At 59.2% G+C, this 14027-nt stretch carries 12 protein-coding genes and 1 pseudogene; 11 read left to right on the forward strand and 2 right to left on the reverse strand.

All coding sequences use genetic code 11. The annotated features are described in order from the left end of the window. Positions 1 to 100: 100 nt before the first annotated feature. On the reverse strand, positions 101 to 1468 hold the full coding sequence (locus AC1DWG_RS01680; RefSeq protein ID WP_477787156.1) for a CYTH domain-containing protein: 1368 nt from the start codon (positions 1466 to 1468) through the stop codon (positions 101 to 103). Between the two features lie 157 nt (positions 1469 to 1625). Here AC1DWG_RS01680 and argE point away from each other — a divergent pair, with 157 nt between their 5' ends. After that, entirely contained in the window at positions 1626 to 2795 is a 1170-nt protein-coding gene (gene argE / locus AC1DWG_RS01685; protein WP_477762989.1) for an acetylornithine deacetylase, read from the forward strand. A gap of 243 nt (positions 2796 to 3038) precedes the next feature. Beyond that, positions 3039 to 4337, forward strand: a complete 1299-nt coding sequence (gene argA, locus AC1DWG_RS01690) for an amino-acid N-acetyltransferase (RefSeq protein ID WP_477762988.1) — start codon at positions 3039 to 3041, stop codon at positions 4335 to 4337. 50 nt (positions 4338 to 4387) lie between these two features. On the opposite strand, the pseudogene tauA reads toward argA, so the two are convergent. Next, positions 4388 to 4522: pseudogene (gene tauA / locus AC1DWG_RS01695) on the reverse strand (taurine ABC transporter substrate-binding protein); the annotation flags it as partial. A gap of 433 nt (positions 4523 to 4955) precedes the next feature. Between tauA and AC1DWG_RS01700 the strand changes: the two are divergent. From AC1DWG_RS01700 to AC1DWG_RS01740, 9 genes are all read left to right on the forward strand, one after another. Next, complete coding sequence (locus AC1DWG_RS01700) at positions 4956 to 6296, forward strand: OprD family outer membrane porin (RefSeq protein WP_057398764.1); 1341 nt, start codon at positions 4956 to 4958, stop codon at positions 6294 to 6296. Positions 6297 to 6708: 412 nt separating this feature from the next. Further along, positions 6709 to 8052: an OprD family porin gene (locus AC1DWG_RS01705; protein ID WP_477762987.1), complete on the forward strand. Its 1344-nt coding sequence runs from the start codon at positions 6709 to 6711 to the stop codon at positions 8050 to 8052. Positions 8053 to 8344: 292 nt separating this feature from the next. Next, a complete protein-coding gene (locus tag AC1DWG_RS01710; RefSeq protein WP_477762986.1) occupies positions 8345 to 8983 on the forward strand; it encodes a peroxiredoxin in 639 nt (212 codons plus the stop codon). A 283-nt stretch (positions 8984 to 9266) separates the two neighbouring features. Then, positions 9267 to 9860: an NADPH-dependent FMN reductase gene (gene ssuE / locus AC1DWG_RS01715; RefSeq protein WP_007993145.1), complete on the forward strand. Its 594-nt coding sequence runs from the start codon at positions 9267 to 9269 to the stop codon at positions 9858 to 9860. Positions 9861 to 9950: 90 nt separating this feature from the next. Further along, positions 9951 to 10916 (forward strand): sulfonate ABC transporter substrate-binding protein, encoded by a 966-nt coding sequence (locus tag AC1DWG_RS01720; RefSeq protein ID WP_477762985.1) that lies wholly within the window; start codon positions 9951 to 9953, stop codon positions 10914 to 10916. A 25-nt stretch (positions 10917 to 10941) separates the two neighbouring features. Beyond that, positions 10942 to 12090, forward strand: a complete 1149-nt coding sequence (gene ssuD, locus AC1DWG_RS01725) for an FMNH2-dependent alkanesulfonate monooxygenase (protein WP_477762984.1) — start codon at positions 10942 to 10944, stop codon at positions 12088 to 12090. Positions 12091 to 12099: 9 nt separating this feature from the next. Further along, complete coding sequence (ssuC, locus tag AC1DWG_RS01730) at positions 12100 to 12882, forward strand: aliphatic sulfonate ABC transporter permease SsuC (protein ID WP_477753074.1); 783 nt, start codon at positions 12100 to 12102, stop codon at positions 12880 to 12882. After that, complete coding sequence (ssuB, locus tag AC1DWG_RS01735; protein ID WP_477762983.1) at positions 12879 to 13685, forward strand: aliphatic sulfonates ABC transporter ATP-binding protein; 807 nt, start codon at positions 12879 to 12881, stop codon at positions 13683 to 13685. Before ssuC ends, ssuB begins: the two co-directional genes overlap by 4 nt. 33 nt (positions 13686 to 13718) lie before the next feature. After that, the gene (locus AC1DWG_RS01740) at positions 13719 to 13934 is read left to right on the forward strand and encodes a TOBE domain-containing protein (RefSeq protein WP_007967989.1); all 216 of its coding nucleotides are present in this window, start codon (positions 13719 to 13721) and stop codon (positions 13932 to 13934) included. Positions 13935 to 14027: the final 93 nt, after the last annotated feature.

Genomic DNA, 14027 nt, shown 5'->3' on the forward strand with positions numbered 1-14027 from the left:
ATGAGCTGGCCTCTTCGCTGGCAAGCCAGCTCCTACAGGGTTTCGGTGATTCTCTGTAGGAGCTGGCTTGTCGGGTCGCCGCATCGCAGCGAAGGCGGATTTACAGACGCAACAGCATCTTCCAGGCACGGTTCTGATACACCGCGATTGCCTGCTGCTTGCGCGCATCCAGGACTTCGTCGGTGATCGATTCGTTGGCCAGTTGCGCCAGTTTGTTCAGCTCACCGTACAGGCGATCCATTTCCGGGATCTCCAGTACGTTGCGCGCATGGTGCAGCCAGACCTGGATGCGTTCGATGCGCGGCAGTTGCTCGGCCAGATCTTCCGGTTGTTGCTGGTAGCGCTGCAATTGCAGCGAGTTGGCCTCTTCGCCCAGCAGGCGCGGCAACCAGCTGCCCAGTTGCGCAGCGCCCTGGCGATTGCCACGGGTGTTGCGGTCGGCAGCCCAGGTGCGGGCCAGCAGCCAGCGCGAGGTGGTCAGGGAGAACAGGCCCCAGCGTGGGTCTTCGAGTTCTTCGAGGAACTGCTCGGGCGCCGCTTTGCGCACGTCTTCATCTTCCAGGCCGGCCTGGACCAGCGGGCGCCAGTCTTCCAGCAAGGCATCGAGGGCGATCCGCAGGTCGTGGGTCGACTGACGTGGTGCGGCCTGGCCCAGGCTGCTGATCAGCGCGCGCATTTCCGCGAGGCATTCGACCCAGTCCTGCAACAGGCGCCAGTGACCGTTGAAGCGATACTGCTCGGCCAGACGCTGGCTGCTGCCGAGCAAATGCCAGCTCAGCGCGGTGAACGCGTCGTCCAGCGGCGTTTCGGCGGTGATCTGCGGCGCCGGCAGGCTCAACGAATAGCTGTGGGCGTCGTACAGGCGATAACCGCGCTCGGCCTTGCTGATGTCGCATGGCATCAGGGCCAGTTTCTCGGCCAGTTCGGCGGCCAGTTCCAGCAGGGCTGCCGGCTCGCCTTCGCGCAGTTCCAGTTCCAGTTCGCAGATTTCTTCTTTCTGCTTGCCGACCACGACATGGCCCAGGTCCAGCGCGGCTTCGATGACCACCTTGGTCTTGCCGCGGCCCCAGGCGATTTCCGCGCGTTCGCGGACGAAGTCGGTGGTGAAGATCGGCTTCAGGGTTTTCTTGTCCAGTTCGGCCAGTTCCTCGGGCCAGCATTCGCCGTCGAGTTTCTTCAGGTCGAGCTTGGCTTTGGGCAGGTTCCAGTCGTACTCGTTACGTACCGACAAACCGGCGACGCTCTGGCCGCGGGTCTTGAGGGTCTGAATCACTTCTTCGCCATCCTTGCGCAGGCGCAGTGCGACTTTGGCCTGGGCCAGGTCGCGCTCGGGCGTGTCGAAGTACTGGTTCATCAACTCACGGCGTTCCCAGCCACTTTTGTTGCGTTTTTTCAGTAACGGGTGCTCGCGCAGGGCGGCGAGGGTTTCGCGGCTGACGCGGAGTTTGATTTCGGTTTCTTTCTGCATGGCCGGAAAATCCAGGATCGGGAGCGCAGCCGGGGGAATGTGTGGCTGCCAAGGTCGTGCAGTGTACAGGACTCAAGGTTAGTCCGCGTCGCGACGGTTTATTCCTGCCATCGGTTGGTTCTATGATGGACTTCAATTCGGGTGCCGGGAGTCAGCGATGCCATTGCCGTCGATGAAAGAACAATTCGCTGCGTTGATCGCTGCACCGTCGGTCAGTTGCACCCAACCCAGTCTCGATCAAACCAATCGCCCGGTCATCGATCTGCTGGCGACGTGGCTCGCAGAGCTGGGCTTTACCTGCGAGATCCAGCAGGTCAGCCCCGGCAAGTTCAACTTGCTGGCCAGTTTCGGTTCCGGCCCCGGCGGTCTGGTGCTGGCCGGGCACAGCGACACCGTGCCGTTCGACGGTGCGCTGTGGCAAACCGACCCGCTGAAGCTGACTGAAGTCGACGGTCGCTGGGTCGGCCTGGGCAGTTGCGACATGAAGGGTTTTTTCGCCCTGGCCATCGAGGCGGTCAAGCCGCTGCTCGATCAGCCGTTCAAACAGCCGTTGCTGATTCTCGCCACCTGCGATGAAGAAAGCTCGATGTCCGGCGCCCGCGCGCTGGCCGAAGCGGGGCGACCGCTGGGGCGGGCGGCGGTGATTGGCGAGCCGACCGGGCTCAAGCCGATCCGCATGCACAAAGGCATCATGATGGAGCGCATCGACATCCTGGGGCAGAGCGGTCATTCCTCTGACCCGCGCCTGGGCCATAGCGCCCTGGAAGCCATGCACGATGCCATCGGTGAATTGCGTGGCCTGCGCTTGTTATGGCAGCGCGAATTCCGCAATCCTCAATTCGGCGTGCCGACACCAACGATGAATTTCGGCTGTATCCATGGCGGCGACAACCCCAACCGCATTTGCGGCCAGTGCTCGCTGGAATTCGATTTGCGGCCGTTGCCAGGCATGGACCCCAAGGTCCTGCGCGCCGAGATCCTGCAAAAGCTCAAGCCGGTTGCCGAGCGGCATCAGGTCAAGATCGATTACGCGCCGTTGTTCCCCGAAGTGCCGCCGTTCGAGCAGGCCGAGGACGCCGAGCTGGTGCGCCTTGCTGAAAAGCTCACCGGTCATAGCGCCGAAGCAGTGGCGTTCGGCACCGAAGCACCTTATCTTCAGCGCCTTGGCTGTGAAACGCTGGTGCTTGGTCCGGGTGATATTGCCTGCGCCCATCAGCCGGGGGAATACCTCGAAATGTCACGTTTGCAGCCTACGGTGCATCTATTAAGGCAACTGATCGAACACTATTGCCTGACACCGGCCAAAACGGCGGTGCCAACCAGTTGAACGCAACACTTGTAGGAGCTGCCGAAGGCTGCGATCTTTTGATTTTGATTCTAAAGCCAAAGATCAAAAGATCGCAGCCTTCGGCAGCTCCTACAGGGGCGCGATTAAATTGCCAGTTTCCAAACCCGTATTCATGAGGAGAGCGCGCGTGTCGCCAAGCCTGTTCCGACGATAACCATCAGCCCGCTGTGCGTTTTCAGTTTCGCCCTTTTTTCGGCTGCTATTTATTACAGGCCCAGGTTCATGCCCGAATACGTCAATTGGCTTCGTCACGCTTCGCCTTACATCAACGCCCACCGCGATTGCACCTTTGTCGTCATGCTGCCCGGCGACGGCGTTGAACACCCGAACTTCGGCAATATCGTCCACGACCTGGTGCTGTTGCACAGCCTGGGTGTGCGTCTGGTGCTGGTTCACGGTTCCCGGCCGCAAATCGAAGCGCGCCTGGTGGCCCGTGGCCTGACCCCGCATTACCACCACGGCATGCGCATCACCGATGCCGCGACCCTGGAGTGCGTGATCGACGCGGTCGGCCAGTTGCGCATTGCCATTGAGGCTCGCCTGTCGATGGACATGGCTTCGTCACCGATGCAGGGCTCACGCCTGCGGGTGGCCAGCGGCAACCTGGTGACGGCACGCCCGATCGGCGTGCTCGAAGGCGTCGACTATCACCACACCGGCGAAGTGCGCCGGGTCGACCGCAAGGGCATCAACCGTCTGCTGGACGAGCGCTCCATCGTGTTGCTGTCGCCGCTGGGCTATTCGCCGACCGGGGAGATTTTCAACCTCGCTTGCGAAGACGTCGCCACGCGCGCGGCCATCGATCTGGAGGCGGACAAGCTGCTGCTGTTCGGCGCTGACCTGGGCCTGATCGACGAACACGGGCGCCTGGTGCGCGAACTGCGTCCACAGCAAGTGCCAGCGCATCTGCAACGGCTGGGCAGCAACTATCAGGCAGAATTGCTCGATGCCGCGGCCGAAGCTTGCCGTGGCGGCGTGGCTCGTAGCCATATCGTCAGTTACGCCGAAGACGGTGCACTTTTGACCGAGCTGTTCACCCGCGACGGTGGCGGCACCCTGGTCGCCCAGGAACAGTTCGAAGTGGTGCGCGAAGCGGCCATTGAAGACGTCGGTGGTTTGCTGGACTTGATCAGTCCGCTGGAAGAGCAAGGCATCCTGGTGCGCCGTTCCCGTGAGGTGCTGGAGCGCGAAATCGAGCAGTTCAGTGTGGTTGAACGCGAAGGCATGATCATCGCCTGTGCGGCGCTGTACCAAATCGCCGATTCGGACGCGGGCGAGCTGGCGTGCCTGGCGGTAAATCCGGAGTACCGCCATGGCGGTCGCGGCGATGAGCTGCTGGAACGCATTGAAAACCGCGCGCGGGCTCAGGGGTTGAAAACCTTGTTCGTCCTCACCACCCGCACTGCGCACTGGTTCCGCGAACGTGGCTTCGAACCCAGCAGCGTCGACCGGCTACCGTCGGCGCGGGCGTCGCTGTACAACTATCAGCGTAATTCGAAGATCTTCGAAAAAGCCCTTTGATGTTTTAGCTGTGAGCTTCTTTGTGGTGATGCGGCGTTCCGACAAACCCCCTCGCCAATCGCCTTGGCCGTGCCGCTATCCAGCAGCGCAGCGCTCTGTTGCGCCCTGGCATCCGGAAAAGCGGAACCGGCCACGACCTCCGGATGTTTTTCGGCGTAATCCTTGCGCGTCACCCAGACCTCAAAGTGAAAGAAAATGCGAACGATACACAAACTGTAACAATTGGTCCGGATAGTGCGCGTTTGGACGTCATGGGGCTGCCTTTCGGTATAAGATTTGTTTCCAAATTGCGTCAGAAACTAATTGATCTAAAAAATCAAAAATAAATACCGATTAGGAATTGGCTTATGTGCCAAACCTTCTATTCTGGGATGGTTGGGGAGTGGGGAGCTAAATTCCTAAACGGTATTGGAAAAGAATCGGGTAATTCTTTTCAGGTTCATGACGAATTCATGACCCTGCAGGGACCAAAAAACCGGGGGATTAGACTATGGTCGTAGACACACATGGTTACGATTGACTTGTGGGTCACGCTCTGGCGCTAATCGCACATCTTAGGATTTCGGGCGTCGACTCGAGACCAGGAATACAAGAATTAGAATCGAGAGGAGCTACACAATGAACAAGTCCACCTTGGCTCTGGCCGTGACCGTAGGGGTTTTGGCGCAGCAGGCAGGCGCCGCCGGTTTCCTGGAAGACAGCAAGGCTTCCATCAGCTCTCGCACCATGTATTACGACGCCGATATGCGTGAAGGTGCGAGCACTCCTGCCAACCGTCAGCGCGAAACCGCTGAGGGTCTGAAGTTCGATTACCTGTCCGGTTTCACCCAAGGTACCGTAGGTTTTGGTATCGACGCCCAGGCTCTTGTGGGTATCCACCTGGATGGCGGCAAGGGGCATCACCCGATAGGTAACAGCAACTCATTCTTCCCTAGCGATGGCAATGAGGCGGCCAACGAGTGGAGCCGTCTGGATGGCAACGTCAAGGCTCGCTTCTCGAAGACCGAAGCCCACTTGGGTGGCGCTCTGGCACCTAACCTGCCGATCCTGATCGCGAACGACAGCCGTGTGCTGCCGCAGACCTTTGAAGGTGGCACCATCACCTCCAAAGAAATCGACAACGTGACCTTCAACTTGGGTCAACTGGAGCACGCGTCGGGTCGCGCCTCCTCGAACTCCACTGGCCTGTCTGTGGCTGGCGCTACTCAGGACAGCAACAAATTCCAATACGCCGGTGCTGACTGGAAGGTCACCAAAGACCTCTTGCTGCAGTACTACTATGCGAACCTGGAAGACTTCTACAAGCAGAACTTCCTCGGCCTGGTGCACGTCTACCCGATCGCGGCCAATCAGTCGTTCAAGACCGATATCCGTTATTTCGACAGCAGCTCCGACGGCAAGAACGGCGATCCGGGTTTCCGTTTCAACAACAACAACGGTTTCGCCAAGACCCCGGGTGAGGTCGATAACAAGACCTGGAGCGCCATGTTCACCTATACCCTGGGTGGCAACGCGTTCCTGCTCGGGCATCAGCGTGTCAGCGATGACGGCGGCTTCGTTTTCTTGAACCAAGGCAGTCTTATTGATAGCAACGGTCGTCAAGAAGGTGCCGGCGGCGCGAGCTTCTACTCGTTTACCGACGCCACGGTTGGCAGCTTTATCCGTGCCGGTGAAAACACCACGTTCGGTCAGTACTCCTATGACTTCGCCTCCCTGGGTGTACCAGGCTTGAAAGCTTCGATTGCTTACTTGAATGGCCAGGACATCAAGGCTACCAGCGGTGTTGGTAAAGACCTGAGTGAACACGAGACCGACGCGCGTATTGATTATGTGATTCAAACGGGCGCACTGAAAGGGTTTGGTACGACGCTGCGTCACGGTACCTACCGTGGCAACACCAGCACCCTCGATCAAGACCAGACCCGTCTGATCTTCAACTACACCTACAGCTTCATGTAATAGCCGTAAGAAAAGAGCCCCGTCGATTGGCGGGGTTTTTTTTCGCGTCGAATTTCATATTCCATAAGAAAAGGTTCTATTTCTTTTTTATTCTTTTTGGTTTTTTAATCCGCACCTTAAAGTGCACCTGTCCGACACTCATCCATGAGCTCGGATTTGGCATTTTCCTCCCTCGACAATTGATCAGTTACAGGAATTGGCCTCGCTGCCGATACCTCGGATCTGTTGTGGGAAGTCATATTCCAAAACGGCATTAAAAACCGCTAAAAAATTCTTTTGGCTTTAAGGCCATGTATCCTGCGGCCCGCCAAACGACCGTCCTAGACGGTTTGCCGCGAATTTATGCATTCAGGATCCCGGGCAATCGATTCGGGACCAGGAACATCAGAACTAGAAACGAGAGGAGCGAAACATGAACAAGTCCACCTTGGCCATGGCTGTGGCCGTCGGGGCATTGGCCCAGCAGGCAAACGCCGCGGGTTTTATCGAAGACAGCAAGGCAACACTGGGGCTGCGTAACTTCTACATCAACACCGATTACCGTGACGGCACTGGCCCGAACAAAAACGAAGAGTGGGGCCAAGGCTTCGACCTGCGTTTCATCTCCGGTTACACCCAAGGCACCGTCGGCTTCGGTATCGATGCGATCGGCCTGTTGGGCGTCAAGCTGGATTCGGGTGGCGGTACCAACGGCGCCACGGCGACCTCTTACGGCGGCACGGTTTTCCCGAGCAAATCCAACGGCGAGGCGGTTGATGATTTCTCCAGCCTGGGCCTGACCGCCAAAGCCAAGGTTTCCCAGACCGAACTGAAGTTGGGCACCCTGCAGCCAAAACTGCCGGTGATCGTGACCAACGACGGCCGCCTGCTGCCGCAAACCTGGCAGGGTGGCCAGATCACATCCGGCGACATCAAGGATCTGACCCTGGTCGGTGGCCAGATCGAAGCCGTTAAAGGCCGTAACTCCAGCAACAATGAGCAGATGTCGATTTCGGGCGCGAACACTCGCGGCCCCAAATTCCGCGACAGCAACAAGTTCATCTATGCCGGTGGCGACTACAAGATCACCAAGGACCTGACGGCCCAGTACTACTATGGCAACCTGGAAGAGTTCTACAAGCAACACTTCCTGGGTCTGGTGCATAACTGGGCCATCGGCCCTGGCGTGTTGAAGTCGGACTTCCGTTATTTCAACAGCTCCGACGACGGTGCCAACGGTCACGACCCTCTGTTCTTCACCACTGGCAATTACAGCGGTGCAGCCAACGGTAAAGGCAAGGTCGACAACAACCTGTACAGCGGCCTGTTCCTGTACTCCGTTGCCGGTCACACCTTCGGCGCCGGTTACCAGGTCAGCAACGGCGACAGCGACTTCCCTTGGCTGAACCAGGGCGACGGATCGTCGGCCTACATCATCACCGACTCGCAAATCCAGAAGTTCGGCCGTGCCGGCGAACGCACCTGGCAGGCACGCTACGCGTATGACTTCGCCAAGGTCGGCGTACCTGGCCTGACGGCGGGTCTGGTGTACCTGCATGGCGACAATATCGATACCGTTAACGCCAAGGGTGGCGAGGCGGCCAATGGTGCCTCCGAGTGGGAGCGCGATCTGAGCGTGGCTTACGTCGTTCAGGAAGGTCCGCTGAAGAACCTGGGCCTGGCGTGGAAAAACGCTACCTGGCGCACCGACCTGCCGAACACTCGTTCGCAGGACGAAAACCGTGTGATCCTCAGCTACTCGATCCCGCTGTTGTAATAGCGCTCGCGTAATCGAGACAAAAAAAGCCCCGCCCGGTATTGCACCGGGCGGGGCTTTTACATTTTCAAGACGGGTTCACCCCCGTAATCCCGCCTTGAAGTTCCCTCTTTGCAGCAACTCAAGGCCTTCTCGAACCTCGTGGCCGATGTTCGGCGGCTTGTGCGTGCACGTCCAGTGAACAGTTCTTTAATATTTCTTTATGATCTAAATAAATCGATATTTATTCTTTTTAATAGTTAAAAAACACAGGCACAGTTGAACCCATCTAGCACTCAGAAGGAGCAGCACCATGGGCCTCAGACTTGGCGATATCGCCCCCGATTTCGAACAGAACTCCAGCGCCGGCATCATCCGTTTTCATCAGTGGCTGGGCGATAGCTGGGGCGTGCTGTTTTCCCATCCGGCGGATTTCACGCCAGTGTGCACCACCGAGCTGGGCTTCACCGCCAGGCTCAAGGATGAATTCACCCAGCGTGGCGTCAAGGCTATCGCCTTGTCGGTGGATCCGGTGGAGTCGCACCACAAGTGGATTGAGGACATCAACGAAACCCAGGATACCGTGGTCAACTTTCCGATCCTGGATGACGCCGACCGCAAGGTCTCTGATCTCTATGACCTGATCCACCCCAACGCCAACGACACCCTGACCGTGCGCTCGCTGTTTGTGATCGACCCGAACAAAAAGGTCCGGCTGACGATTACCTACCCGGCGAGCACCGGCCGCAACTTCAATGAAATCCTGCGGGTGATCGACTCGCTGCAACTCACCGACAACTACAAGGTGGCCACACCGGCCAACTGGCAGGACGGTGATGAGGTGGTGATCGTGCCGTCGCTCAAGGATGAGGATGAAATCAAGCAGCGTTTTCCCAAGGGCTATCGGGCGGTAAAGCCTTACTTGCGCTTGACGCCGCAGCCGAACCGTTGAAGGTCAGAAGATCGCAGCCTGCGGCAGCTCCTACGTGCATACGCCGATCCCTGTAGGAGCTGCCGCAGGCTGCGATCTTTTCAAGGCACCCACAAAGCAGGGGATTTCAGGCCGTTTCGACGGCCTGTTTTTTTGCCTGGAAGAAATCGGTTTTCATATTTCTATAACGAATAACCAAATGAATAAATATGATTTATAGATATATAAATCAGCTGTTAAGGTCACTCCATCGAAGCGAGATCGCAAGCCGCGAATCGCCAACACCGTGCAAGGAATCGTCTGAATGTTGGTCGTCTCACTCGGTGGCAGTCCCAGTCAGCGCTCTCGTTCCGGGGTGCTGCTGGATCGCTCCCAGCGTTGGTTACAAGGGCAGGGCGTGGAAGTGGTGAGTTACCAGGTACGGGACTTCCCGGCCGAGGACTTGCTGCACGCACGCTTCGACAGCCCCAAGGTGATCGACTTGCTGCAACAGATTGAAAACGCCGATGGCCTGCTGATCGCCACACCGGTTTACAAGGCATCGTTTTCCGGAGCACTGAAAGTCGTGCTGGATCTGCTGCCCGAACGCGCCTTGAGCCACAAGGTGGTTCTGCCGATGGCCACTGGCGGCAGCATCGCCCACATGCTGGCGGTGGATTACGCACTCAAGCCGGTGCTGTCGGCATTGAAGGCCCAGGAAATGCTGCAAGGGATTTTCGCCGTCGACAGCCAGATCGCCTACGGCGAAGGCAGCGCCCTGGCGCAGTTGGCGCCGGAGCTGGAACAACGACTGAATGAATCGCTGGAGCTGTTTTTCAGCGCCATGGCGCGACGGCCCAAGCCGCTTGATCCGAACCTGTTGAATGATCGTTTGTTGAGTGCTCGCTGGAGCATTTGAGTCTCACCGAAAAATTGAAGTACTGGCCTTACTCGCCCGCCAACGGGCAAGCAGGTGCAGCCAAAACCCAACTGCAAAAAGGAGAGCGCCATGCGCCCTGTCATTTTGCGTCGTGGTCTGGTCGCTCTGTTTGCTGCGGCTGTCACCTTCGGCGCCATTACTCAAGCTCAGGCCGAGACCTTACGAATCGGCTATCAAAAGTACGGCACCCTGGTGCTACTCAAAGCCAAAGGCACCCTGGAAAAGCGTCTCGCCGCCCAAGGCGTGGACGTGCAATGGACTGAATTCCCCGGTGGCCCGCAACTGCTTGAAGGCCTGAACGTCGGCTCCATCGACTTCGGTGTTACCGGTGAGACTCCGCCCGTGTTCGCTCAAGCGGCCGGCGCCGATTTGCTCTATGTCGCCTATGAGCCGCCAGCGCCGCACAGCGAAGCGATCCTGGTGCCGAAGGACTCGGCGATCAAGTCGGTGGCGGATCTCAAGGGCAAGAAAGTCGTGCTCAACAAGGGCTCCAATGTGCACTACCTGCTGGTGCGTGCACTGGAAGACGCCGGCCTCAAATACATCGACATCCAGACCGTATTCCTGCCGCCGGCCGATGCCCGCGCCGCGTTCGAGCGTGGCAGCGTCGACGCCTGGGTGATCTGGGACCCGTACCAGGCTGCCGCCGAACAACAGCTGCAAGCGCGCACCCTGCGCGATGGCCAGGGCATCGTCGACAACCATCAGTTCTACCTGGCGACCAAGCCTTATGCGCAGAAAAATCCCGAGGTAATCAAGACCCTGGTGGAAGAAGTGCGCGCGGTTGGCGAGTGGTCCAAGGCTAACCCACAAGAGGTGACCCAACAGGTTTCACCGCTGCTCGGCCTGCCTGCCGACATCACCCTGACCTCGGTGAAACGCCAGGGCTATGGCGCGCTGTTCCTCACCCCGGAAGTGGTCGCCGCACAGCAGAAAATCGCCGACAGCTTCTACCAGCTCAAGCTGATTCCCAAGCAGTTGAGCATCAAAGACGTGATCTGGACGCCGCCGGCTGCCGTTGCCAAAGCCCAATAAATCGATTCCCCAAGGAGACCACTCCATGAGCCTCAATATTTTCTGGTTCCTGCCTACCCACGGCGACGGCCATTACCTTGGCACCGCTGAAGGCGCACGTGCCGTCGATCATGGTTACCTGCAACAAGTCGCACAGGCAGCGGATCGCCTGGGGTTCGGCGGGGTACTGATCCCTACCGGTCGTTCCTGCGAAGACTCGTGGCTGGTGGCGGCGTCGCTGATTCCGGTGACCCAGCGCTTGAAGTTCCTTGTCGCCCTGCGCCCCGGGATCATTTCCCCGACGGTGGCGGCGCGTCAGGCCGCGACCCTGGATCGGCTGTCTGGTGGTCGTGCGCTGTTCAACCTGGTGACAGGCGGTGATCCGGAAGAGTTGGCGGGCGACGGTCTGTTCCTCAGCCACGAAGAACGCTACCAGGCCTCGGTGGAGTTCACCCGTATATGGCGTCGGGTGCTGGAAGGCGAAACCGTCGATTACGATGGTCAGCACATCAGCGTGAAAGGCGCGAAATTGCTCTATCCACCGATCCAGCAACCGCGTCCGCCACTGTACTTCGGCGGCTCTTCGGATGCCGCGCAAGACCTGGCCGCCGAACAGGTGGAAATGGTCCTGACCTGGGGTGAGCCACCGGCCGCTGTGGCGGAAAAAATCCAACAGGTCCGCGCCAAAGCCGCCAAGCTTGGCCGCACCGTGCGCTTCGGCATTCGTTTACATGTCATCGTTCGCGAAACCAATGAAGATGCATGGAACGCCGCGGATCGGCTGATCTCCCATCTCGACGACGAGACCATCGCTCGTGCCCAGGCCTCGCTGGCGCGTTTCGATTCGGTCGGTCAGCAACGCATGGCCGCGTTGCATGGCGGCAGCCGCGACAACCTGGAAGTCAGCCCGAACCTGTGGGCCGGCGTCGGCCTGGTGCGCGGCGGTGCCGGTACGGCGCTGGTGGGCGATGGTCCAACCGTGGCCGCCCGCGTGAAGGAGTACGCGGACCTCGGCATCGATACCTTCATCTTCTCCGGTTATCCACACCTGGAAGAGTCGTACCGGGTGGCCGAACTGCTGTTCCCACACCTCGATATCGAACGTCCCGAGATGCCGAAAAGTGCCGGCTACGTTAGCCCGTTCGGCGAGATGGTCGCCAACGACATTCTGCCCAAAGCCGCGTCCCAGAGCTGAGGCGCGGTCATGAAGAAAATCATCCACAGCCTGGCGCCCTGGGCGTTGCCGGTGTTGCTGCTGGCGGTGTGGCAGTTGAGTGTGTCGGCGGGCTGGTTGTCGACACGGATCCTGCCGGCACCGATCGCCGTGATCGAAGCCGGCGTGAACCTGGTGCGCAGCGGCGAAATCTGGACACACCTGGCCATCAGCGGCTGGCGTGCCGCGCTGGGTTTCACCATTGGCGGCGGCATCGGTTTGACCCTGGGCTTTATCACCGGCCTGTCGAAGTGGGGCGAGCGTCTGCTCGACAGTTCGGTGCAGATGATCCGCAATGTGCCGCACCTGGCGCTGATTCCGCTGGTGATTCTTTGGTTCGGTATCGACGAGTCGGCGAAGATTTTCCTGGTGGCGCTGGGCACGTTGTTCCCGATTTACCTCAATACCTATCACGGCATCCGCAACGTCGACCCGGCGCTGGTGGAGATGTCGCGCAGTTATGGCTTGTCCGGTTTCGGTCTGTTCTGGCAGGTGATTCTGCCGGGGGCGCTGCCTTCGATTCTGGTCGGCGTGCGCTTTGCCCTGGGTTTTATGTGGCTGACGTTGATCGTGGCGGAAACCATTTCCGCGAGTTCCGGCATCGGCTATCTGGCCATGAATGCCCGGGAGTTTTTGCAGACTGACGTGGTGGTGCTGGCGATTCTGTTGTACGCGGTGCTCGGCAAACTGGCCGACCTCGCGGCCCGTGGACTTGAGCGTGTGTGGCTGCGCTGGCACCCGGCGTATCAGGCTGCCAAGGGAGGTGCAGCATGATCGCGGAACAACCTCCACGCCTGCTGCGCGGGATTCCGCTGGCGGTGCGCAAGCTGCAAAAAACCTTTGGCTCGCGACAGGTGCTGCGCGAGATCGACCTGCACATTCCGGCGGGCCAGTTTGTCGCTGTAGTGGGCCGCAGTGGTTGCGGTAAAAGTACCTTGCTGCGCTTGCTCGCTGGCCTCGATCAACCCACGGGCGGTGAGTTGCTCGCCGGTGCTGCGCCCTTGAGTGAGGCACGGGAAGACACGCGGTTGATGTTCCAGGAGGCGCGTTTGCTGCCTTGGAAAAAGATCATCGACAACGTCGGTCTGGGCCTCAAGGGCAACTGGCGGCCGCAGGCGCTTGAAGCTTTGGAAGCGGTGGGCCTGGCCGATCGCGCCCACGAGTGGCCTGCAGCGCTGTCCGGTGGACAGAAGCAACGCGTGGCTTTGGCCCGTGCGTTGATTCATCAGCCGCGCCTGCTGTTGCTCGACGAACCCTTGGGTGCGCTGGATGCCCTGACCCGAATTGAAATGCAGCAACTGATCGAACGGCTCTGGCAACAGCATGGCTTCACGGTGTTGCTGGTGACCCATGACGTCAGTGAAGCCGTGGCGATTGCCGATCGGGTGATCCTGATCGAAGACGGCGAAGTCGGCCTCGACCTGCACGTGGACCTGCCGCGCCCTCGGGTGCGCGGTTCCCATCGGCTGGCGGCGCTGGAATCCGAAGTGCTCAATCGCGTGCTGGCGCTGCCCGGCCAGCCGCCGGAACCGGAACCTGTTTCACCCTTGCCCACGCAATTGCGCTGGGCTCAATAACTCAAGTCTTACCCAACGACAGGAATCAACTTCATGACGATCAAGGCCATCAACGTTCGCAACCAGTTCAAAGGCTCCATCAAGGAAATCGTCCTCGGCGACGTGCTCTCGGAAATCGACGTGCAAACCGCGTCCGGCATCGTCACTTCGGTGATCACCACACGCTCGGTGAAAGAGCTGGAACTGGCGGTCGGCAGTGAAGTGATTGCGTTTGTGAAATCCACCGAGGTGTCGATCGCCAAGTTGTAAGCCGTATGCGTAAACAACAACCCCGGACGGTTTTAGCCCTTCGGGGTTTTTGTTGGCCTTGCTGGCGGTGGTAGAGTCCGGTGTGGATTTTTT

Source organism: Pseudomonas sp. P4_B3, assembly GCF_056402295.1.

What these genes read in the sequence shown, in the direction of transcription:
- AC1DWG_RS01680 (WP_477787156.1), bottom strand. Translation starts at nt 1,468, where the DNA reads ATGCAGAAAGAAACCGAAATCAAACTCCGCGTCAGCCGCGAAACCCTC.
- argE (WP_477762989.1), top strand. Translation starts at nt 1,626, where the DNA reads ATGCCATTGCCGTCGATGAAAGAACAATTCGCTGCGTTGATCGCTGCA.
- argA (WP_477762988.1), top strand. Translation starts at nt 3,039, where the DNA reads ATGCCCGAATACGTCAATTGGCTTCGTCACGCTTCGCCTTACATCAAC.
- AC1DWG_RS01700 (WP_057398764.1), top strand. Translation starts at nt 4,956, where the DNA reads ATGAACAAGTCCACCTTGGCTCTGGCCGTGACCGTAGGGGTTTTGGCG.
- AC1DWG_RS01705 (WP_477762987.1), top strand. Translation starts at nt 6,709, where the DNA reads ATGAACAAGTCCACCTTGGCCATGGCTGTGGCCGTCGGGGCATTGGCC.
- AC1DWG_RS01710 (WP_477762986.1), top strand. Translation starts at nt 8,345, where the DNA reads ATGGGCCTCAGACTTGGCGATATCGCCCCCGATTTCGAACAGAACTCC.
- ssuE (WP_007993145.1), top strand. Translation starts at nt 9,267, where the DNA reads ATGTTGGTCGTCTCACTCGGTGGCAGTCCCAGTCAGCGCTCTCGTTCC.
- AC1DWG_RS01720 (WP_477762985.1), top strand. Translation starts at nt 9,951, where the DNA reads ATGCGCCCTGTCATTTTGCGTCGTGGTCTGGTCGCTCTGTTTGCTGCG.
- ssuD (WP_477762984.1), top strand. Translation starts at nt 10,942, where the DNA reads ATGAGCCTCAATATTTTCTGGTTCCTGCCTACCCACGGCGACGGCCAT.
- ssuC (WP_477753074.1), top strand. Translation starts at nt 12,100, where the DNA reads ATGAAGAAAATCATCCACAGCCTGGCGCCCTGGGCGTTGCCGGTGTTG.
- ssuB (WP_477762983.1), top strand. Translation starts at nt 12,879, where the DNA reads ATGATCGCGGAACAACCTCCACGCCTGCTGCGCGGGATTCCGCTGGCG.
- AC1DWG_RS01740 (WP_007967989.1), top strand. Translation starts at nt 13,719, where the DNA reads ATGACGATCAAGGCCATCAACGTTCGCAACCAGTTCAAAGGCTCCATC.